The sequence below is a fragment of the Kitasatospora sp. NPDC089797 genome (genome assembly GCF_040684795.1).
Taxonomy (GTDB): domain Bacteria; phylum Actinomycetota; class Actinomycetes; order Streptomycetales; family Streptomycetaceae; genus Kitasatospora.
The window spans coordinates 56885-76231 of record NZ_JBFBGS010000049.1 but is presented as its reverse complement, the minus strand read 5'-3'; the positions used below and the strand labels follow the sequence as shown (position 1 = coordinate 76231).

The window sequence follows — 19347 nt, the reverse complement described above, 5'->3', positions numbered from 1 at the left end:
GGAACGGACGCTTCCTTCGGACCGCCTTCCAGCGGGCCCTCCGGGCGCTTCGTTCTTTCGTGTTTCCAGCTTACCAGATGTTTTCCGCTCCGTTTACCGGGGCTTTTTCCATCTGAAATCTGCTGTTAACCGCCGGGTTGCGGCGACTCGGCCAACCATAGCGGCTCGGCGGCCGGAGCGCGAATCGGAGCGCACCGGGAGTCACCCGGGCGGCGGCATGATTTGTTGCTCTCGCGAGCATATACAGCAATGGCTCCCGTTCGCCAAGATGCCTGTAGAGTGCGGCGCATCGACCAAGAGGACTAGACCAGTCGCGAGTCGATGTGACGCCGGTCGGTAGACGGGCGGGGGCGTGGGTCTTCGCCCGGGAATGTCGGCAGATGTCCGAAGTTGACATGATTTAGGCTTCAGTTGATCGTGTGCCGCACCTCGCGGCCGCTCGCTGTATTGCGCACTTGGGAGGCACAACCATGACCACTGTGACGTCGCCGCTGACCGGCAAGGTCGTCGGGCTCGCCGGCGTGCCCGACCCGGTGTTCTCGGGTGCGATGGTCGGCCCGGGCACCGCGATCGACCCGGTCCGCGAGCCCACCGAGGCGGTCGCTCCGGTGGACGGCGTCGTCGTCTCCATGCACCCGCACGCCTTCGTCGTGGTGGACGCGGACGGCCACGGTGTGCTGACCCACCTCGGGATCGACACCGTGCAGCTGAACGGCGAGGGCTTCGAGCTGCTCGTCAACAAGGGCGACACCGTGACCCGCGGTCAGGCCGTGATCCGGTGGGACCCGTCGGCCGTCGAGGCCGCCGGCAAGTCGCCGATCTCGCCGATCGTGGCGCTGGAGGCCGCTTCCGACGCGCTGGGTGGCCTGCGCGAGGACGGCAAGGCCCAGGCGGGCGACGAGCTGTTCAGCTGGAGCTGACCTCTCAACCACGGACAGACCCGCCCCGCAGGAGTTGACGGGGCGACCCGGCACTCAGCGGTTCCCGGCGGGGCCGCTCCTCTCAGCGGAGAAACAGGTACATGGAGAAGACACTGCGCGGCGTGGGTGTCAGCCACGGGGTCGCGATCGGCCAGGTGCGGCACATGGGCACGGCGGTCCTGGAGCCCCCGGCCACCCAGATCCCGACCGAGGACGCCCCCCGCGAGCAGGCGCGTGCCGTGGCGGCCGTCGAGGCGGTCGCCGCCGATCTGATCGCTCGCGGCAACCTGGCGGGCGGCGAGGCACAGGCCGTGCTGGAGGCCCAGGCGCTGATGGCGCAGGACCCGGAGCTGATGGCCGACGTGTCCCGCCGGATCGCCGTCGGCAGCAGCGCCGAGCGCGGCGTGTACGACGCCTTCGCGGCCTACCGGGCGCTGCTCGCCTCCGCCGGGGAGTACCTGGCCGGCCGGGTCGCCGACCTGGACGACGTGCGCAACCGCATCGTGGCGCGCCTGCTCGGCGTGCCGATGCCGGGTGTGCCGGACAGCGACGAGCCGTACGTGCTGTTCGCGCGGGACCTGGCGCCGGCCGACACCGCGCTGCTGGACCCGACGCTGGTGCTCGGCTTCGTGACCGAGGAGGGCGGGCCGACCAGCCACAGCGCCATCCTGGCGCGGGCCCTGGGCGTGCCGGCCGTGGTCGCGCTGCCGGCCGCGACGGACGTCGCCGAGGGCACCGTCGTCGCGGTGGACGGCAGTTCGGGCGACGTGCTGCTGGACCCGTCGCAGGAGAAGCAGGACGAGCTGCGGGCGGCCGCCGCCGAGCGCAAGGCCGCGCTGGCCGCGTCCTCCGGTCCGGGTCGGACCTCGGACGGGCACCGGGTTCCGCTGCTGGCCAACGTGGGTGGCCCGGCGGACGTGCCGGCCGCGCTGGAGAACGGTGCGGAGGGCGTCGGCCTGTTCCGTACCGAGTTCCTGTTCCTGGACGACTCGGCGAAGGCTCCCGGCGAGGAGAAGCAGGTCGAGGCGTACCGCAAGGTGCTGGAGGCGTTCCCGGAGGGCCGGGTCGTGGTCCGGGTGCTGGACGCGGGCGCGGACAAGCCGCTGGACTTCCTGACCCCGGCCGACGAGCCGAACCCGGCGCTGGGCGTGCGCGGTCTGCGCACCCTGCTGGAGCACCCCGAGGTGCTGCGCACCCAGCTGCGGGCGCTGGCCACGGCGGCCGAGGGCCTGCCGGTGCACCTCGAGGTGATGGCCCCGATGGTGGCCGACCGCAAGGACGCCGCGGACTTCGCGGCCGCCTGCCGCGAGGCCGGGCTGAACGCCAAGTTCGGTGCGATGGTGGAGATCCCGTCGGCCGCGCTGCGGGCCCGGTCGATCCTCCAGGAGGTCGAGTTCCTGTCGCTGGGGACCAACGACCTGGCTCAGTACACCTTCGCCGCCGACCGGCAGGTCGGCGCGCTGGCCCGGCTGCAGGACCCGTGGCAGCCGGCGCTGCTCGACCTGGTCGCCTCGGCCGCCGATGCGGCGCGGGTGGCCGGCAAGAGCTGCGGCGTCTGCGGTGAGGCGGCCTCGGACCCGCTGCTGGCCGTGGTGCTGACCGGTCTCGGCGTCACCAGCCTGTCGATGGGCGCGGCCTCGATCCCCTACGTGCGAGCCACGCTGGCGAAGTACACCCTGGCGCAGTGCCGTCGGGCGGCCGAGGCGGCCCGGGCCGCGGACAGTGCCGAGGAGGCGCGGGCCGCGGCGCAGCAGGTGCTGTCCGGCGAGTAGGAACGCGCGGGACACAGAGGAACGGATGAAGGGGCGCCCCGGTGGGGCGCCCCTTCGGCGTTCGTCAGGCCTGACGGTCGCGGCGCAGCTGCTCGAAGTAGCGCAGGTGGTCGATGTCGTCCACGGAGCCCGGGTTGACGGCCTGCTCCAGCGGGGTGCCGGAGAGGATCCGCTTGACCGGGACCTCGATGCGCTTGCCGGTGAGGGTGTGCGGCAGGCCGCGCACGGCGATCACCTCGTCCGGGACGTGGCGCGGGGAGAGCTCGGTGCGCAGCGAGGTGCGGATCCGGCCGATGACGTCCTGGTCGAGTTCGGCGCCGGGGGCGAGGACGACGAACAGCGGCATCCAGTAGCCGCCGTCCGGCTCCTCCAGGCCGATGACCAGGGATTCGGCGATCTCGGGGAGGCGCTCGACGACCTCGTAGATGTCCGCGGAGCCCATCCGGACACCCTGGCGGTTGAGGGTGGAGTCGGAGCGGCCGTGGATCACGACGGTGCCGCGGGAGGTGACGGTGATCCAGTCGCCGTGTCGCCAGATGCCGGGGTAGGTGTCGAAGTAGCTGTCGTGGTACCGGGTGCCCTCGGGGTCGTTCCAGAAGCCGGTGGGCATCGACGGGATGGGCTTGGTGACGACGAGTTCGCCGACGGTGTCGGTGTGCGGGTGGCCCTGGACGTCCCAGGACTCGACGGCCGCGCCGAGGCAGGGGGCCTGGATCTCGCCGAGGTACACCGGCAGGGTGGGGACGCCGCCGACGAAGCAGGAGCAGACGTCGGTGCCGCCGCTGACCGAGGCGAGCCAGACGTCCTGCTTGACCTCGTCGTAGATCCAGCGGAAGCCGTCGGGCGGGAGCGGGGAGCCGGTGGTGCCGATGCAGCGGACGGCGGAGAGGTCGAGCTCGCGGCCGGGGTGCAGCTCGGCCTTGCGGCTGGCGATGACGTAGGCGGCCGAGGTGCCGAGGACGGTGGCGCCGGTGCGGGCCGCGACGGACCACAGGGCGCCGGTGTCGGGGTGGCCCGGGCTGCCGTCGTAGGTGACGATCGTGGCTCCGACCAGGAGGCCGGCCAGCAGGAAGTTCCACATCATCCAGCCGGTGGAGGTGTACCAGAGGAAGCGGTCCTGCGGGCCGAGGTCGAGGTGGAGGCCGGCCTGCTTGAGGTGTTCGAGCAGGATGCCGCCCTGGCTCTGGACGATGGCCTTGGGCAGGCCGGTGGTGCCGGAGGAGTAGAGGACCCAGAGCGGGTGGTCGAAGGGGACGGGCTCGAAGACCGGCTCGACGTCCTCGGCGACCAGGTCGTCCCACTGGAGGGCGCCCTCGGGGGCGGGGGCGCCGAGCAGCGGGACGTGCACCACGGTGTGCAGGCCGGGGAGTTCGCGGCGCAGCTCGGCGACGACCTCGGTGCGGTCGTGGTCCTTGCCGCCGTAGTGGTAGCCGTCGACGGCGAAGAGGACCGTGGGCTCGATCTGCTGGAGGCGGTCGAGGACGCTGCGGGCGCCGAAGTCGGGGGCGCAGCTGGTCCAGACCGCGCCGACGGCGGCGGTGGCGAGGAGCGCGACGGCGGCCTGCGGGATGTTGGGCAGGTAGGCGCTGACCCGGTCGCCGGGTCCGACGCCGCGGGCGCGCAGGGCGGCGGCCAGCGAGCCGACCTGGCGGCGGAGCTCGGCCCAGGTGAGGACGGCCGGCTGCTCGGTGGTCTCGTCCAGGTGGAGGATCGCCGGGCGGTCGGCGTTGGCAGGGGTCTCGGCGGCGCGCAGGGCGTGCTCGGCGTAGTTGAGGCGGGCGCCGGGGAACCAGCGGGCGCCGGGCATGGCCGGGTCGGCGAGGACGGCCTCGGGGGCATGGGTGAAGCGGACGTCGAACCACTGGGTGACCGCCGTCCAGAAGCGGTCGAGGTCGGCGGTGGACCAGGCGTGCAGGTCGGCGTAGCGCTGGGCGGCCTGCTGGTCGTCGGCGGCCGGGGCCAGCGGGGCGGCCGGGGCGCCGTGGTGCTCCGCGGCCCAGGCCTGGAAGGCCACCAGGCTGGTGGCGGCGGCGCGAGCGGGGGTGGGGCGCCAGAGCGGCTGGTCCTGGGGTGGGGTGCTCACGGTGGTGGTCTCCCGGCCGGTGGTGGGGACGGGTGAGCTCGTGGCCAACCCGTCCGGTTGGGCTGTCGGTGCAGACCATGCCATGTGCGCGCCCGCTGCGCCAGGGTCGGCCGGTGGGCCGCGGGGGCCCGTCCGGTGGGCCGGGCCCGGGCTGGTCCGCCGGACGGGCCCGGGGTCAGTCGGTGGTGAACTCGCCCTTGAACCAGCGGCGCAGGATGCCGTTGTGGAAGTCCCAGACGAGCGGGGTGTCGGCGGTGGCGAGCTGCCAGCCCTCGGTCTCGTCCGTGGGCTGCGAGGGCGGGAGTTCGGCGAGCGGGCGGGCGGGGAGCAGCCCGCAGACCATGACGAAGCGGCCGTTGGGGTCGGAGGCCAGGTGGATCAGGCGGACGTCGGCGGCGTCGGCCGGGATGCCCGTCTCCTCGGCGAGTTCCCGCACGCAGGCCTGCTGCCAGCTCTCGCCGAAGTCCATGTAGCCACCGGGGAAGGCGAGTTCGCCGTAGCCGGGCTCGATGGTGCGGCGGATGACGACCAGGGCCGGGTCGGCGTCGGGCCGGGTGACGGGCAGGACGGTGACGGCGACGGGCAGCGGGTTGCGGTAGCTGATCTCGGCGCAGCCCGGGCAGGTGCGGGGCCAGGCGTCGGTGCCGGACGGGTACGGCGCGCCGCAGAAGTGGCAGTGGGAGAACGGCCGGTGGGCGGGCAGGGTGGCTTCGTCGGTGGTCATGGGCGGATGGTAGCCGGGGCTCAGTGGACCTGGTCGGCGGCGATGGGGCCGGCGCCGGGCTCCTCCTCGCGGGCGGGGCGGAGCAGGGCCGGGTGGAGCTGGCGGGCGTCGCCGGCGCGGTAGGTGCGGGCCCGGGGGCCGCCGCGGGCGCCGCCGCGCTCGGTGGTCGAGCCGGTGCCCTCGACGAAGCCGGGGCAGGAGAGGACCTTGCGGTGGAAGTTGCCGGGGTGGAGCTTCTCGTCCCAGACGGCCTCGTAGACGGCCCGCAGTTCGGGGATGGTGAAGTCGTGCGGCAGGAAGGCGGTGGCGAGCGGGCTGTACTCCAGCTTGGCGCGGACCCGGTCCAGGCCGTCGGCGAGGATGCGGTCGTGGTCGAAGGCCAGCCGGATCGGGCCGCCGGTCCGCAAGATGTCGGCGACCGGGATGTCGGCGGGCGGTGCGTCGGCGGGCGGGGCCTCGGTGACCGGGCCCGCGGTGTCCGGGCGGGAGCCGGTGTGCCCGTCGACGCCACCCCCGTGGGTGTCGGCGGGCACACCGGCGGCTGGGGCGCGGTCCGGGGGCCGCGGGGCCGGGTCGAGGTCGGCCACCGGGTGCCAGGCGGCGGCCGCGGCGTCCGTTCCGGCCTGCGGATCGGGCAGGTCCGGGGCGAAGGCGAGGTAGGCGACGGAGACGACGTGCATCCGTGGGTCACGTTCGGGAGCGCCGTAGGTGCCGAGCTGTTCGAGGTGCAGCCGGCAGAGCGCGACCTCGACCTCGGAGGCGCTCTGCAGGCCCGTCTCCTCGGCGAGTTCACGCGCGGCGGCCTCGTCGAGGCTCTCCTCCCCCGCTCGCAGGAAGCCGCCGGGCAGCGCCCAGCAGCCCTGGTAGGGCGGGGCGCCGCGCTCGACCAGCAGGACGTGCAGGCGGCCGTGCCGGAGCGTCAGGGCCACCACGTCGACCGTGACGGCGATCGGGGCGTAGGCGCGCGGGTCGTACGCGGCGAGCCACTGCTGCTCGGCCGTGGGCCCGGCGGCGGGCTGGGGGGACGGTTCGTCCGCTGCCATCGCCGGCTCCTCTCCGCGCCCCTGGGGCACCTGGTGCTGTCGTTCTCGGGATGAGCACAACGTAACGACTCCGTTCCCCGGCGGCAAACGGTTTTCCCGGTGGCCGGAGGGCTCCGGCTTCTAGGCTGTGACCAGGAACGACCGCGCCCGAGGAGAACGAGATGCCCACTGCTCCCCCGCCGGACTTCGCCACCGCGCTGGCGGCCGGCCCGCTGGTCCTGGACGGCGGGATGTCCAACCAGTTGGCCGCCGCCGGGCACGACCTGTCGGACGGGCTGTGGTCGGCGCGGCTGCTGGCGGACGAGCCGGAGGCGGTGGTCGCGGCGCACCGGGCGTACTTCGCGGCCGGGGCCGAGGTGGCGATCACGGCGAGCTACCAGGCCAGCTTCGAGGGCTTCGCCGGACGCGGGATCGGGCACGCGGCGGCGGCCCGGCTGCTGGCGAGCAGCGTGGAGCTGGCCCGGGAGGCGGCGCGGGCCGAGCCGGGTGGGCGGCGGCGCTGGGTGGCGGCCTCGGTCGGCCCGTACGGGGCGGTGCTGGCGGACGGGTCGGAGTACCGCGGCCGGTACGGGCTGGACCACGCGGAGCTGGTGGCCTTCCACCGGCCGCGGCTGGAGGTGCTGGCGGCGGCCCGCCCGGACGTGCTGGCGCTGGAGACGGTGCCGGACGCGGACGAGGCGCGGGCCCTGCTGGAGCTGGTGCGCGGGCTGGGGGTGCCGGCCTGGCTGTCGTACAGCGTGGCGGACGGCCGGACCAGGGCCGGGCAGCCGCTCGCGGAGGCGTTCGCGCTGGCCGCGGACGTGGACGAGGTGCTCGCGGTGGGCGTCAACTGCTGCACGCCGCGGGACGCGGACCTGGCCGTGGCGGTGGCCGCCGAGGTGACCGGCAAGCCGGTGGTGGTGTACCCGAACAGCGGTGAGCGGTGGGACGCGGCCCGCCGGGACTGGCGCGGGGAGCCGACCTTCCGCTCGGCGCGGGTCGGCGGCTGGCTGACGGCGGGCGCCCGGCTGGTCGGCGGCTGCTGCCGGGTCGGCACGGACGGGATCGCGGCGCTGGCCGCCGAGGTGACCGTGCGGCGCGGGCAGCTCAGCGGGGTGGAGGGCTAAGCCCTCCCCTCAGATGATCGCGCCGGGCGGGCGGCGGGAGGTTAACACCCGGCCGAGTCGGGGTTACCGAGGGGGAAGGTGCACGGACCGACGGCGGCCTGGCAGACTCGTCCCGTCACCCCTACGGTCGACAATGTCGACCGCTGTCAGCGCGGAGGTACCCATGCCCGGCCCGATCCAGTCGCTCTCCCGGGCCGCCGCGATCATGCGCCTGCTGGCGGGCGGTGAGCGTCGGCTGGGCCTGTCCGAGGTCGCGACGGCGCTGGACCTCGCCAAGGGCACCGCGCACGGCATCCTGCGCACGCTGCAGCAGGAGGGGTTCGTCGAGCAGGACCCGGAGAGCGGCAAGTACCAGCTGGGCGCCGAACTGCTGCGGCTCGGCCAGAGCTACCTGGACGTGCACGAGCTGCGGGCGCGGGCGCTGGTGTGGGCGGACGACCTGGCCCGGGCGGCCGGCGAGACCGTCTACCTGGGGGTGCTGCACCAGCAGGGCGTCCTGATCGTGCACCACGTGTTCCGGCCCGACGACACCCGGCAGGTGCTGGAGGTCGGTTCGATGCAGCCGCTGCACAGCACCGCGATCGGCAAGGTGCTGGTGGCCTACGACCCGGTCGCGCGCGGGGAGTTGGGCGACGGGCCGTACGAGTCGTACACCGTGCGGACGTTGACCGGGGCGAGCGACCTGGACGCGGAGTGCGCGCTGATCCGCGAGCGCGGCTGGGCGGACTCGGTCGAGGAGACCTGGGAGGGCGTGGCTTCGATCGCCGCGCTGATCCAGGACCGGCGGCGCAACCCGGTGGGCGCGGTGTGCATCAACGGGCCGGTCGAACGGGTCTGCGAGGACGGCTTCGTGAAGCCCTCGCTGGTGGCCTCGGTGCGCAGCGCGGCGCGGGCGATCTCCCGCGATCTGGGCGCCGGGCGGTTCTGACCGCGACGGTCCTTTTCGTCACGCTGAGGCGCGGACGGGCGGTAGGCCTGTCCGCGCCTTGGCGTTTTGCCCCGATTCGGGGCGCTCCGCTGGGTAACTTCGGTTGACCCGTCGAGGGAAGGGTCACAGCTCCGTAACCCCGCCTTGACGCGGGGCCGACCTGGGGAGGAAGCTTCCGCATGACGGTCGACATTGTCGAACGATGGCCGGGAAGATCACTCCCCCGATGCGCTCACCCGCACAGGGATCGACCCGCCGCCTGCCCCCACCCGCACCTCGGGCCATGACAAGGGAGTCTTTGTGTCCGCGTTCTCCAACGGCGACGTCTTCGTCGGCGAAACCCTCGGCACCGCCGCCCTGATACTCCTCGGCGGTGGCGTCTGCGCCGCCGTGACCCTCAAGAAGTCGAAGGCCGTCAACGCCGGCTGGCTGGCGATCACCTTCGGCTGGGGCTTCGCGGTCCTCATCGCCGCCTACATGTCGGCTCCGAAGTCCGGTGCCCACCTCAACCCGGCCGTCACCATCGCGCTCGCGGTCAAGAGCGGCGAGTGGAGCCAGGTGCCGCTCTACCTCGGCTCCCAGCTGCTCGGTGCGATCATCGGCGCCGTACTGGTCTGGCTCACCTACCTCGGCCAGTTCGAGGCCAACGAGGAGCCCACCCTCGGCATCTTCTCGACCGGGCCGGAGGTCCGGAACAAGCTCCAGAACGTGATCACCGAGGTCATCGGCACCTTCGTGCTCTGCTTCGCGATCCTCACCATCGGCACCAACTCCGGCCTGTCGCAGTCCGGCACCGGCACCCTGATGGTCGCCTTCACCGTCGTCGGCATCGGCCTCTCCCTCGGTGGCCCGACCGGCTACGCCATCAACCCGGCCCGTGACCTCGGCCCGCGCATCGCGCACACCTTCCTGCCGATCCCCAACAAGGGCAGCTCCGACTGGTCGTACGCCTGGATCCCGGTCGTCGGCCCGCTCCTCGGCGGCCTGGCGGCCGGTGGCCTGTACAACGCGATCTTCTAGAGCAACGGGTTCGAACCCGCCGAGCACGGGGACTGACCGGACGTCCGTGTCAGGCCCACCCACCCCGTAATCCCCCGAACTTGAGCCGAGGACCCTCCACATGACCTCCACTGGCAACTACATCGCCGCGATCGACCAGGGCACCACCTCCAGCCGCTGCATCATCTTCGGCGCCGACGGCCGGATCGTCTCCGTCGACCAGCAGGAGCACCGGCAGATCTTCCCCCAGCCCGGCTACGTCGAGCACGACGCCGCCGAGATCTGGACCCGGGTGCAGTCGGTCGTCCGCGGCGCGCTGGAGAAGGCCGGCCTGACCAGGGACGACATCCGCGCGATCGGCATCACCAACCAGCGCGAGACCACCGTCCTGTGGGACAGGCACACCGGTGAGCCGGTGCACAACGCGCTGGTGTGGCAGGACACCCGCACCGAGGCGCTCTGCCGCGAGCTGGGCCGCAACGTGGGCCAGGACCGCTTCCGCCGCGAGACCGGCCTCCCGCTGGCCAGCTACTTCGCCGGCCCGAAGATCCGCTGGCTGCTGGACAACGTCGAGGGCCTGCGCGAGCGCGCCGAGGCCGGCGACATCCTGTTCGGCACCATGGACACCTGGGTGATCTGGAACCTCACCGGCGGTGTGAACGGCGGCAAGCACGTCACCGACGTGACCAACGCCAGCCGCACCATGCTGATGAACCTCAAGAGCCTGGCCTGGGACGCGGACATCGCCGAGTCGATGGGCGTGCCGATGGCCGTCCTGCCGGAGATCCGCTCGTCCGCCGAGGTCTACGGCGAGGCCGTCGGCGACCTGGCCGGCGTCCCGGTCGCCTCCGCGCTCGGCGACCAGCAGGCCGCGCTGTTCGGCCAGACCTGCTTCGACGAGGGCGAGGCCAAGTCCACCTACGGCACCGGCACCTTCCTGCTGCTGAACACCGGCGAGAAGATCGTCAACTCGTACCACGGCCTGCTGACCACGGTCGGCTACCGGATCGGCGACCAGGCCCCGGTGTACGCGCTGGAGGGCTCGATCGCCGTCACCGGCTCGCTCGTCCAGTGGCTGCGCGACCAGCTCGGCATCATCTCCACCGCCGCCGAGATCGAGACCCTCGCCAACACCGTCGAGGACAACGGCGGCGCCTACTTCGTCCCGGCCTTCTCCGGCCTGTTCGCCCCGTACTGGCGCTCCGACGCCCGCGGTGTGATCGCCGGTCTGACCCGGTACGTCACCAAGGGCCACCTGGCCCGGGCCGTCCTGGAGGCCACCGCCTGGCAGACCCGCGAGGTCGTCGACGCCATGCAGAAGGACTCCGGGGTCGAGCTCACCGCCCTCAAGGTCGACGGCGGCATGACCAGCAACAACCTGCTCATGCAGAACATCGCCGACGTCCTGAACGCCCCGGTCGAGCGCCCGTACGTGGCCGAGACCACCGCCCTCGGCGCGGCCTACGCGGCCGGACTCGCCGTCGGCTTCTGGAACGACCTCGACACCCTGCGGGCCAACTGGCACCGCGCCGCCGAGTGGACCCCCCGCATGGACGAGGCCACCCGGGAGCGTGAGTACAAGAAGTGGCTCAAGGCCGTGGAGCGCACCATGGGCTGGGTGGAGGAGGAAGAGAACAACTGACCGACGAGCCGGTCGGGGCCCCGTGCCCCGACCGGCCGGTCCCGTTATTCGGCCCGCCGCACACGGGCCGACCGGCCTCTCCCGCAGGGGCCGCACCGCACACGAGAGGAGTAACGGCGCAGCCCGACCAGCGCGCCGTACACAACCACCATGGCAACCATCCCGACCCTGGGCGCCGAGCGCACCGCCGGCCGCACCGCTTCCCGCGCCGAGACCCGTGAGCTGCTCGGCAAGGCCACCTACGACCTGCTGGTGATCGGGGGCGGCATCCTCGGCACGGCCGTCGCCTGGACCGCGTCCCAGGCCGGCCTGAAGGTCGCCATGGTCGACGCCGGCGACTTCGCCGGTGCCACCTCCAGCGCCTCGTCCAAGCTCGTCCACGGCGGCCTGCGCTACCTGCAGACCGGCGCGGTCAAGCTGGTCGCGGAGAACCACAAGGAGCGCCGCGCGCTCTCCACCGACGTGGCCCCGCACCTGGTCAACCCGCTGACCTTCTTCGTGCCGGTCTACAAGGGCGGCCCGCACGGCGCGGCCAAGCTCGGCGCCGGCGTGTTCCTGTACTCGGCGCTGTCCGCCTTCCGCGACGGCATGGGCCGGGTCTCCACGGCCGCCCACGCCGCCCAGCAGGTGCCCGCGCTGCGCACCGAGGGCCTGCGCTCGGTGGCCGTCTACGGCGACCACCAGATGAACGACTCGCGCGTCGCGGTGATGACCGTGCGCGCCGCCGTCGACGCCGGCGCCGTGGTGCTCAACCACGCCGAGGTCACCGGCCTGCGCTTCACCGGCGGCCGGGTCACCGGCGCCGAGCTGCGCGACCGCCTGGACGGCACCGAGTTCGGCGTCGACGCCCGCCTGGTGCTCAACGCCACCGGCCCGTGGGTGGACCACCTGCGCACGATGGAGGACGCCGGCGCCGCGCCGTCGATCCGTCTCTCCAAGGGCGCCCACGTCGTGGTCAAGCGCCGCTCGCCGTGGCGCGCCGCGCTGACCATCCCGATCGACAAGTACCGCGTCTCCTTCGCCATCCCGTGGGAGGACCACGTCCTGCTCGGGACCACCGACGAGGAGTACACCGGCGACCCGAAGGACGTCCGGGCCACCGAGGCGGACATCGACCAGATCATGGGCGAGGCCGCGCACGCGATCCGCGACGAGCACCTCGACCGCGACCTGATCACCTACTCCTTCGCCGGCCTGCGGGTGCTGCCGGGCGGCCCGGGCGACACCGCCGCCGCCAAGCGCGAGACCGTCGTCACCGAGGGCCGCGGCGGCATGCTGTCGGTCTCCGGCGGCAAGTGGACCACCTACCGCCACATCGGCCGCGCCGTGCTGGAGAAGCTGGCCCACGTGCCCGGCACCGGCCTGGCCGAGGACATGTCCCCGATCGCCCCGACCGTCCCGCTGCCGGGCGTCGGCGCGCCGAACGCGGTGGCGCACCGCCTGCTGATCGACCGGGAGCCGGGCTCGCGGATGGAGCCGCTGGTGGCCAAGCACCTGGCCAGCCACTACGGCACCCTCTCCTTCGACATCGCCCGCATGATCGACGAGAACCCGGAGCTCGGCCGGCCGATCCACGAGGACGGCCCGGACGTCTGGGCGCAGGTCGCGTACGCGGCCGAGAACGAGTGGGCGTACACGGCGGACGACGTGCTGCGCCGCCGCACCACGATGACGGTGCGCGGGCTGGACACCCCGGAGATCCGGGACGAGGTCGAGGCCTTCCTCGCGAAGCGCGGAACCAAGTAGGCACAGCCTCGCGAAGCGTGGAACCAAGTAGGCACAGCCTCGCGAAGCGTGGAACCAAGTAGGCACAGCCTCGCGAAGCGCGGAACCAAGTAGGCAGTTGCGGTACGGCGGGCGGGCGTCCGGGGTTTCCCCGGGCGCCCGCCCGCCGTTTCGGCGTCGCGCCCGGCCTCAGACCGGCCGGCCCGCCTTGACCACGTGCCGCAGGTGCTCCGCCGGCCGGGTGAGCACGGTGAGGTCGGTCAGCGGGTCGCCGTCGACCACCAGCAGGTCGGCGTGGGCGCCCGGGGCGAGGGTGCCGATCTCCCCCGCCAGGCCGAGCAGCCGGGCCGCGGTGGTGGTGGCCGAGCGGAGCACGTCGAGGGCCGGCTGGACCTGGGCGCGCAGGGTGAACTCCTCCAGCTGGGCGTGGTGCAGCGGGCCGAGCAGGTCGCTGCCGTAGACCAGGTTGACGCCGGCCCGGTGGGCGCGCTCCAGCGCCTCCAGGCCCCGGTCGCGGACCTCGGCGAGCTTGGCCAGCGAGGCCGGCGGCAGGCCGGCCGCGGCGCCGAGCCGGGCGGTCTGCTCGTAGGCGACCAGCGTCGGGACCAGGAAGGCGTCCTTCTCCAGCAGCAGCTCGACCGTGGTGTCGTCCAGCAGGTTCCCGTGCTCGACGCAGCGCACGCCGGCCCGCAGGGCGCGGTCGATCGCCCGCGGGTGGTAGGCGTGCACGGTGACGTAGCGGTTGTGGTTCTCCGCCTCCTCGACGGCGGCCCGGATCTCCTCCTCGCTGTACTGGACGGCGGCGATCTCGTCGTGCGGGGAGGCGACGCCGCCGGAGAGCAGCACCTTGAGGTGCCGGGCGCCCTTGCGGAACTCGTCCCGGGCGGCCGCGCGCACCGCGTCCACGCCGTCGGCGATCCGGCCGAAGTGCGGGCGGGCCTCGCAGCAGGGCAGCGAGTCGTCGCCGAGCGGGCGCAGGTCGCCGTGGCCGCCGGTCTGCGAGAGCGCCTTGCCGCCGTGCAGCAGGCGGGGGCCGGGCACCAGTCCCTCGGCCAGGGCGCGGGCCATCCCGTGGTCGGCGCCGCCGACGTCGCGGACGGTGGTGAAGCCCCGGCGCAGCATCCGCTCGGCCTCGGCGAGGGCCCGGACGGTGGCGTAGCCGGGGGTCCAGTTGGCGACGTCGGGCAGGTCGAGGCTGGTGACCAGGAGGTGGACGTGGGCGTCGACCAGGCCGGGCAGCACGGTGGCGCCGCGCGCGTCCAGGACCCGGACGCCGTCGCCGGCGGCGGGCGGGCGGCCGGTGCCGGTGGCGGCGATCCGGCCGTCGGCGGCCTCCAGCCAGCCGAGGTCGGTGCGGGTGCCGTCCTCCGGGTGGAGCAGGTGGGCGTTGGTGATCAGCAGTCGGTCCATGACGTGGTGCCCTTCGCAGTTCAGTACGGCTCGTATTGAATACGACTCGTACTGAATACACCATGTATCGTGCTGCTGTGAACCCACCCCCCATCGACGCCGCCGCTCCCCGCCCGCCCCGGCGCCGCGTCCACACCCGGGCCCGGCTGCTCGCCGCCGCGGGCGAGCTCTTCCTCACCACCGGCTTCGCCGGGACGAGCATCGAGGACGTCTGCGCCGCCGCCGGGTACACCCGCGGCGCCTTCTACTCGAACTTCGGCAGCAAGGAGGACCTGCTGCTGGCGCTCTTCGACGCCCAGGCCACCCGGCGGATGGCCGAGCTGGAGGAGCTGGCCGCCGCCTGCGAGGCGCTGGAGCCCGGGGAGCGGGCCCGGCGGCTGGTCGAGGCCCTGGTGCGGGTCGAGCCCGCCGAGACCGGCTGGGTCCTGCTGTTCCTGGAGTTCCGGCTGGTCGCGGCCCGTTCCGAGGCGCTGGCCGGGCAGGTCGCCGAGCACGACCGGGCGGTCACCCGGGCACTGGCGGACGTCCTGGAGCGGGCGCTGCCCGAGCTGGTACCCGCAGGGGCCGACGCCGGACAGGCGGCGGCGGTGGTCCTGGCCGCGCGGGAGGGGCTGCTGGCCCGGACGGCGGCGGGCGGCGCGCCGGCCGAGGAGCTGCTGGCGGCGACGTCGGCCGTGCTGTCGGGGCTGCTCGGGCGCTGACCGGGGCACGGCCCCGGCCCGGGTACGCCGAGGGGCGGCACCCGTACGGTACGGGTGCCGCCCCTCGGCGGTGGTGGCGGCCGGGCGCCGGGCTAGACGATCATGCTCAGCGGCAGGATCAGCGCTATCGCGACGACCGAGATGATCGTCTCCATCACCGACCAGGACTTCAGCGTCTGCCCGACGCTCATCCCGAAGTACTCCTTCACCAGCCAGAAGCCGGCGTCGTTGACGTGCGAGAGGAACAGCGAGCCGGCGCCGATCGCGAGCACCAGCAGGGCCGCGTGGGTCGAGGACATGTCGGCGGCGAGCGGGGAGACGATGCCGGCGGCCGTGATGGTGGCGACCGTCGCCGAGCCGGTGGCCAGGCGGATCAGCACCGCGATCAGCCAGCCGAGCAGCAGCGCGGAGATGTGCCACTTCGCGGACCAGTGGCTGACCATGTCGCCGACGCCCACGTCGATCAGGGTCTGCTTGAAGCCGCCGCCCGCACCGACGATGAACACGATGCCGGCGATCGGGCCGAGCGCCTTGCCGACGGTGTCGGAGATCCGCGCCCGGTCGAAGCCGGCCGCCTTGCCGAGGGTCAGCATGCCGAGCAGGGTGGCGGCGAGCAGCGCGATCAGCGGGGAGCCGATGAAGTCGAAGACCCGCTGGCCGACGGCCTTCGGGTCGTCGATCACCACGTCGGCCAGGGCCTTGCCGAGCATCAGCACGACCGGCAGCAGGATGGTCGCCATGACCGCGACGAAGGACGGGGTGCGCTCCGACCTGGCCGGCTCCTCCGGGGTGACGGCGGCCGGGATCTCCAGCGGGCCGACCCAGCGCTCGGCGACCCGGGCGAACAGCGGGCCGGCCACGATCAGCGTCGGGACGGCGATCAGCAGGCCCAGCGCCAGGGTGATGCCGAGGTCGGCCTTCAGCGCGTCGACGGCGACCAGCGGGCCCGGGTGCGGGGGCACCAGGCCGTGCAGCACCGACAGGCCCGCCAGGGCCGGGATGCCGACCCGCATCAGCGGCACGTTGCCGCGCCGGGCGACCAGCAGCACGATCGGGACCAGCAGGACGACGCCGACCTCGAAGAACAGCGGCAGGCCGAGCACCGCGGCGATCAGCGCCATCGCCCAGGGCAGCGCCTTGGTGCCGGTCCGGGACAGCACGGTGTCCGCGATGATGTTGGCGCCGCCGGAGTCCGCGAGCAGCTTGCCGAGCATCGCGCCCAGGCCGATCAGCAGGCCGACGCTGGCCACGGTCGAGCCGAAGCCGGTGGAGAAGCTGCTCAGCAGCTTGTCGAAGGGGGCGCCCGCGACGGCGGCCAGCAGGCCGGAGCCGAGCGTCAGGGCGAGGAAGGGGTGCAGCTTCAGCTTGCTGATCAGCAGGACGATCACGCCGATGCTGAGCAGCACCGCGATCAGCAGCTGGGAGTCGCTGCCGGTGTGCGGCAGGGCCGGAGGGGCGGCCGCCAGCAGGGTGGGGGTCAGGCTACTCACGCGAGGTCTCCATTGACGGGCCGCAGCAGCGCCACGGCCTTCTCGACGAGTTCTTCGGGGGACGGGCCCACGTCCAGGACGGCGCCGTGCTCGTCCGCGCCCAGGGGCTCCAGGGCGGCGTACTGGGAGTCGAGCAGCGACGTCGGCATGAAGTGGCCGGTGCGGTGCGAGAGCCGGTCCTCGACCAGCTCGTGACCGCCGCTGAGGTGCAGGAAGAAGGCCGCCGGGGCGTTCCCGCGCAGGATGTCGCGGTAGCGGTGCTTCAACGCCGAGCAGGTGACCACGCCGCCGGTGCCGACCGCGGTGCGCTCTCCGAGCCACTCGCCGACGGCGTGCAGCCAGGGCTCGCGGTCCTGGTCATCCAGCGGGATGCCGGCGGACATCTTGGCGATGTTGGCCGGCGGGTGGAACTCGTCCGCCTCGGCGAAGGGGAGATCGAGGCGGTCGGCCAGGAGGCGGGCCAGGGTGGTCTTGCCGACACCGGAGACACCCATCACCACGACGGTGAGGGGGGCGTCCGGGAGGGCTCGGTTCTCGACGTTGAGAGCCATGGGTGGTGCTCCTTCGTTGCAGGCCGCCACTATCGCTTCAAAGATATGACGTATTCAAGTGGTGGAAACCAAATCGTCATACTTTTGCGGTGTGGGCTCGGTCGCAGGGCCTGCCCGCCACGGCGGGGCCGCCCGGCCGCGCCGGAGGCGCCCGGGAGGGCGCGGGCCCGGGCGTCTACGCTGGGCGGATGGAGATCCAGGGGCTGCCCGGTCGGGTGCTTGACGAACTCGGGCCGGCGATCGCGTCGGGGGAGATCCCCGAGGGCGCGGTGCTGCGCGGGGAGGAGCTGGAGGGGCGGTTCGGGGTGTCCCGGACGGTCGTCCGGGAGGCGGTGCGCGTCCTGGAGGGGATGCGCCTGGTGGCCTCCCGCCGGCGGGTCGGGATCACCGTCCAGCCGAAGTCGCTCTGGGACGTCTTCGACCCGATGGTGATCCGCTGGCGACTGGCCGGCGCCGACCGGCCCGCCCAGCTGCGCTCGCTCGGCTCGCTGCGGGTCGCCGTCGAACCGGCCGCGGCCGCGCTCGCCGCGACCCACGCCACCGACGACGACCGGCGGGAACTCAGCTCGCTGGCGGTGGAGTTGACGGTCGCCGCCCGGGAGGCCGACCTGACCACCTTCCTCGGTCACGACATCGCCTTCCACGCCCTGGTGCTGCGCGCCTCCGGGAACGAGATGTTCGCCCACCTCGGGGACACCGTGGGGGCGGTGCTGACCGGCCGGACCGAGTACCATCTGATGCCCCATCAGCCGGAACCGTACGCGATCCGGCTGCACCGGGAGGTCGCCGACGCGATCTGCGGCGGCGACGCGGCCCACGCCGAGCGGGCGATGCGGACCATCGTCACCGGCGCCCTGGAGGAGCTCAACCTGCAGTTGGGGTGAGCCGGGGGCAACGCCTGCCCGGTTGACACGATTTGGCAGCAGTTCAACGGATTCGGACGCATAGTCCGGGTTCGACGCGGGCAGAGTCAGCCGAGGGGGCGCGTTTCGCGTACGCCCGTTCCGAGTCCGCCACCGGATCCGCGCCTGGGGGTCGCCCGATGTCCGTGCCACGCCGCCGTCGTCGCCTACCCGACGAGGTGCGCTCCGCCGCCGTCCGGGCGGTGCTCTGCCTGGCCTTCACCCTGGTGGGCGTGGTGGTCGCGACCCTGGCCTCGTACGCGGGCAGTTGGCTGATGACACCGGCGCTGCTGGCGATGGGGCTCGGCGTGTTCGGCACCATGTGGTGCCTGCTGGAGATCCTGATCTCCCGCCAGGTCGCCGCCCAGCGGATGCGCGGGCCGAACTCCGCCTCCCCGATGGAGGGCAGCCGGGTCGCGCCGGAGCCGTTGGCCGCCCGGCCGTTCCCCCGCTCCGGCGGCACTCCCCCGCCGCACCGGCAGCAGCGCCCGCAACCGCAGCAGCCCCAGCCGTACCCGCCCCAGCAGCCGTACCAGCACCGGCGGCCGACCGGGCAGCAGTACGGCTCCTGACCGGGCCGGGCCGGTCCTACCCGGGGACCACCCGGTAGTGGGTGGTGAGCCGGGCGTCGCCGTCCAGGACGTGGAGGGCGAGCATCGGCGGGTGGCCGAAGGAGATGCCGGGCCCGCCCTCGCAGGGCAGCGTGACGGTGGAGACCACCCCGGGCGCGACCAGCACCGGTCGGCCCGCGAAGGTGCTCGCGGCGGGGGTGTGGGAGTGGCCGCAGAGCAGCGCGGCCACCCGGGGGTGGCGGCGCAGGACGTGCGCCAGCCGGGCCTCGCCGAACTGGCGGACCCGGTCGACGTACGGGATGTGCAGCTCCACCGGCGGGTGGTGGAAGGCCACCAGAGCGGGCAACTCCTGGCGGCCGTCGGCCAGTCGGCCGTCCAGCCAGTCGATCGTCCGGTCGTCCAGCAGGCCGTCGTCCTGTCCGGGTACCGAGGAGTCGAGCATCAGCACGTCGGCGCCGGGCAGCCGGTGCAGCCGGTTGACCGGCTCCGGTGAGGGCTGCTCGCCGAGCAGCACCTGCCGGTAGGGCTCCCGGCGGTCGTGGTTGCCGGGGCAGGTGAGCACCGGGTGCGGCGAGGCCAGCACCTCGGCGACCTGCCGGTACTCCTCGGGCAGGCCGTGGTCGGCGAGGTCCCCGGTGACCAGCACGGCGTCCAGCGGGCCGGGCAGGGCGCCGAGGTACGCCATCACCTGCTCGGCCCGCCGCCGGGCCCGCTCGCCGCCGTCCCCGTCGTGGACCTGGCCGAGGTGGATGTCACTGAGGTGCGCGATCGTCAGCATG

The 19347-nt window shown here is 73.5% G+C and carries 17 protein-coding genes; 10 read left to right on the top strand and 7 right to left on the bottom strand.

What is annotated here, in order from left to right; all coding sequences use genetic code 11:
* Nucleotides 1–470: 470 nt before the first annotated feature.
* Together AB0O91_RS31910 and ptsP are read left to right on the top strand one after the other, a co-directional pair.
* A complete protein-coding gene (locus tag AB0O91_RS31910; RefSeq protein ID WP_363440572.1) occupies nucleotides 471–920 on the top strand; it encodes a PTS glucose transporter subunit IIA in 450 nt (149 codons plus the stop codon).
* Between the two features lie 101 nt (nucleotides 921–1021).
* On the top strand, nucleotides 1022–2692 hold the full coding sequence (gene ptsP, locus AB0O91_RS31905) for a phosphoenolpyruvate--protein phosphotransferase (protein WP_363440569.1): 1671 nt from the start codon (nucleotides 1022–1024) through the stop codon (nucleotides 2690–2692).
* 64 nt (nucleotides 2693–2756) lie between these two features.
* On the opposite strand, the gene AB0O91_RS31900 is transcribed toward ptsP, so the two are convergent.
* From AB0O91_RS31900 to AB0O91_RS31890, 3 genes are all read right to left on the bottom strand, one after another.
* On the bottom strand, nucleotides 2757–4775 hold the full coding sequence (locus AB0O91_RS31900) for an acetoacetate--CoA ligase (protein ID WP_363440566.1): 2019 nt from the start codon (nucleotides 4773–4775) through the stop codon (nucleotides 2757–2759).
* Between the two features lie 175 nt (nucleotides 4776–4950).
* Nucleotides 4951–5499, bottom strand: a complete 549-nt coding sequence (locus AB0O91_RS31895) for an NUDIX domain-containing protein (RefSeq protein WP_363440564.1) — start codon at nucleotides 5497–5499, stop codon at nucleotides 4951–4953.
* 20 nt (nucleotides 5500–5519) lie between these two features.
* On the bottom strand, nucleotides 5520–6542 hold the full coding sequence (locus tag AB0O91_RS31890; RefSeq protein ID WP_363440561.1) for an NUDIX domain-containing protein: 1023 nt from the start codon (nucleotides 6540–6542) through the stop codon (nucleotides 5520–5522).
* Between the two features lie 161 nt (nucleotides 6543–6703).
* Here AB0O91_RS31890 and mmuM point away from each other — a divergent pair, with 161 nt between their 5' ends.
* The 5 genes from mmuM (at nucleotide 6704) to AB0O91_RS31865 (ending at nucleotide 12963) form a co-directional block, all read left to right on the top strand.
* A complete protein-coding gene (gene mmuM / locus AB0O91_RS31885) occupies nucleotides 6704–7648 on the top strand; it encodes a homocysteine S-methyltransferase (RefSeq protein WP_363440559.1) in 945 nt (314 codons plus the stop codon).
* Nucleotides 7649–7811: 163 nt separating this feature from the next.
* Nucleotides 7812–8576: an IclR family transcriptional regulator gene (locus AB0O91_RS31880; protein WP_363440557.1), complete on the top strand. Its 765-nt coding sequence runs from the start codon at nucleotides 7812–7814 to the stop codon at nucleotides 8574–8576.
* A gap of 300 nt (nucleotides 8577–8876) precedes the next feature.
* Nucleotides 8877–9596, top strand: a complete 720-nt coding sequence (locus AB0O91_RS31875) for an MIP/aquaporin family protein (RefSeq protein ID WP_363440554.1) — start codon at nucleotides 8877–8879, stop codon at nucleotides 9594–9596.
* 100 nt (nucleotides 9597–9696) lie between these two features.
* Entirely contained in the window at nucleotides 9697–11217 is a 1521-nt protein-coding gene (glpK, locus tag AB0O91_RS31870; RefSeq protein WP_363440551.1) for a glycerol kinase GlpK, read from the top strand.
* A 150-nt stretch (nucleotides 11218–11367) separates the two neighbouring features.
* A complete protein-coding gene (locus tag AB0O91_RS31865; RefSeq protein WP_363440548.1) occupies nucleotides 11368–12963 on the top strand; it encodes a glycerol-3-phosphate dehydrogenase/oxidase in 1596 nt (531 codons plus the stop codon).
* 168 nt (nucleotides 12964–13131) lie between these two features.
* On the opposite strand, the gene AB0O91_RS31860 is transcribed toward AB0O91_RS31865, so the two are convergent.
* Nucleotides 13132–14352, bottom strand: a complete 1221-nt coding sequence (locus AB0O91_RS31860) for an amidohydrolase family protein (protein WP_363440545.1) — start codon at nucleotides 14350–14352, stop codon at nucleotides 13132–13134.
* Between the two features lie 77 nt (nucleotides 14353–14429).
* Between AB0O91_RS31860 and AB0O91_RS31855 the strand changes: the two genes are divergently transcribed.
* On the top strand, nucleotides 14430–15053 hold the full coding sequence (locus tag AB0O91_RS31855) for a TetR/AcrR family transcriptional regulator (protein ID WP_363440542.1): 624 nt from the start codon (nucleotides 14430–14432) through the stop codon (nucleotides 15051–15053).
* Nucleotides 15054–15145: 92 nt separating this feature from the next.
* Here the strand turns inward: AB0O91_RS31855 and AB0O91_RS31850 are convergent, their stop codons facing one another.
* Both AB0O91_RS31850 and AB0O91_RS31845 read right to left on the bottom strand, forming a co-directional pair.
* Nucleotides 15146–16534 (bottom strand): gluconate:H+ symporter, encoded by a 1389-nt coding sequence (locus AB0O91_RS31850; RefSeq protein WP_363440586.1) that lies wholly within the window; start codon nucleotides 16532–16534, stop codon nucleotides 15146–15148.
* A 5-nt stretch (nucleotides 16535–16539) separates the two neighbouring features.
* Nucleotides 16540–17094 carry a gluconokinase gene (locus AB0O91_RS31845; RefSeq protein WP_363440539.1) on the bottom strand — a complete coding sequence of 185 codons (555 nt, stop codon included), beginning with the start codon at nucleotides 17092–17094 and terminating at the stop codon, nucleotides 16540–16542.
* Nucleotides 17095–17282: 188 nt separating this feature from the next.
* Here AB0O91_RS31845 and AB0O91_RS31840 point away from each other — a divergent pair, with 188 nt between their 5' ends.
* Together AB0O91_RS31840 and AB0O91_RS31835 are read left to right on the top strand one after the other, a co-directional pair.
* On the top strand, nucleotides 17283–17978 hold the full coding sequence (locus AB0O91_RS31840; RefSeq protein WP_363440537.1) for an FCD domain-containing protein: 696 nt from the start codon (nucleotides 17283–17285) through the stop codon (nucleotides 17976–17978).
* Between the two features lie 158 nt (nucleotides 17979–18136).
* The gene (locus AB0O91_RS31835; RefSeq protein WP_363440535.1) at nucleotides 18137–18568 is read left to right on the top strand and encodes a hypothetical protein; all 432 of its coding nucleotides are present in this window, start codon (nucleotides 18137–18139) and stop codon (nucleotides 18566–18568) included.
* Between the two features lie 16 nt (nucleotides 18569–18584).
* Here the strand turns inward: AB0O91_RS31835 and AB0O91_RS31830 are convergent, their stop codons facing one another.
* The gene (locus tag AB0O91_RS31830) at nucleotides 18585–19346 is read right to left on the bottom strand and encodes a metallophosphoesterase (RefSeq protein ID WP_363440532.1); all 762 of its coding nucleotides are present in this window, start codon (nucleotides 19344–19346) and stop codon (nucleotides 18585–18587) included.
* Between the last annotated feature and the right edge of the window lies 1 nt (nucleotide 19347).

Excerpts from the sequence above, each read along its gene's own strand:
- AB0O91_RS31910 (WP_363440572.1), top strand. The coding sequence starts at position 471 with ATGACCACTGTGACGTCGCCGCTGACCGGCAAGGTCGTCGGGCTCGCC.
- ptsP (WP_363440569.1), top strand. The coding sequence starts at position 1,022 with ATGGAGAAGACACTGCGCGGCGTGGGTGTCAGCCACGGGGTCGCGATC.
- AB0O91_RS31895 (WP_363440564.1), bottom strand. The coding sequence starts at position 5,499 with ATGACCACCGACGAAGCCACCCTGCCCGCCCACCGGCCGTTCTCCCAC.
- AB0O91_RS31890 (WP_363440561.1), bottom strand. The coding sequence starts at position 6,542 with ATGGCAGCGGACGAACCGTCCCCCCAGCCCGCCGCCGGGCCCACGGCC.
- mmuM (WP_363440559.1), top strand. The coding sequence starts at position 6,704 with ATGCCCACTGCTCCCCCGCCGGACTTCGCCACCGCGCTGGCGGCCGGC.
- AB0O91_RS31880 (WP_363440557.1), top strand. The coding sequence starts at position 7,812 with ATGCCCGGCCCGATCCAGTCGCTCTCCCGGGCCGCCGCGATCATGCGC.
- glpK (WP_363440551.1), top strand. The coding sequence starts at position 9,697 with ATGACCTCCACTGGCAACTACATCGCCGCGATCGACCAGGGCACCACC.
- AB0O91_RS31865 (WP_363440548.1), top strand. The coding sequence starts at position 11,368 with ATGGCAACCATCCCGACCCTGGGCGCCGAGCGCACCGCCGGCCGCACC.
- AB0O91_RS31860 (WP_363440545.1), bottom strand. The coding sequence starts at position 14,352 with ATGGACCGACTGCTGATCACCAACGCCCACCTGCTCCACCCGGAGGAC.
- AB0O91_RS31845 (WP_363440539.1), bottom strand. The coding sequence starts at position 17,094 with ATGGCTCTCAACGTCGAGAACCGAGCCCTCCCGGACGCCCCCCTCACC.
- AB0O91_RS31840 (WP_363440537.1), top strand. The coding sequence starts at position 17,283 with ATGGAGATCCAGGGGCTGCCCGGTCGGGTGCTTGACGAACTCGGGCCG.
- AB0O91_RS31835 (WP_363440535.1), top strand. The coding sequence starts at position 18,137 with ATGTCCGTGCCACGCCGCCGTCGTCGCCTACCCGACGAGGTGCGCTCC.
- AB0O91_RS31830 (WP_363440532.1), bottom strand. The coding sequence starts at position 19,346 with ATGCTGACGATCGCGCACCTCAGTGACATCCACCTCGGCCAGGTCCAC.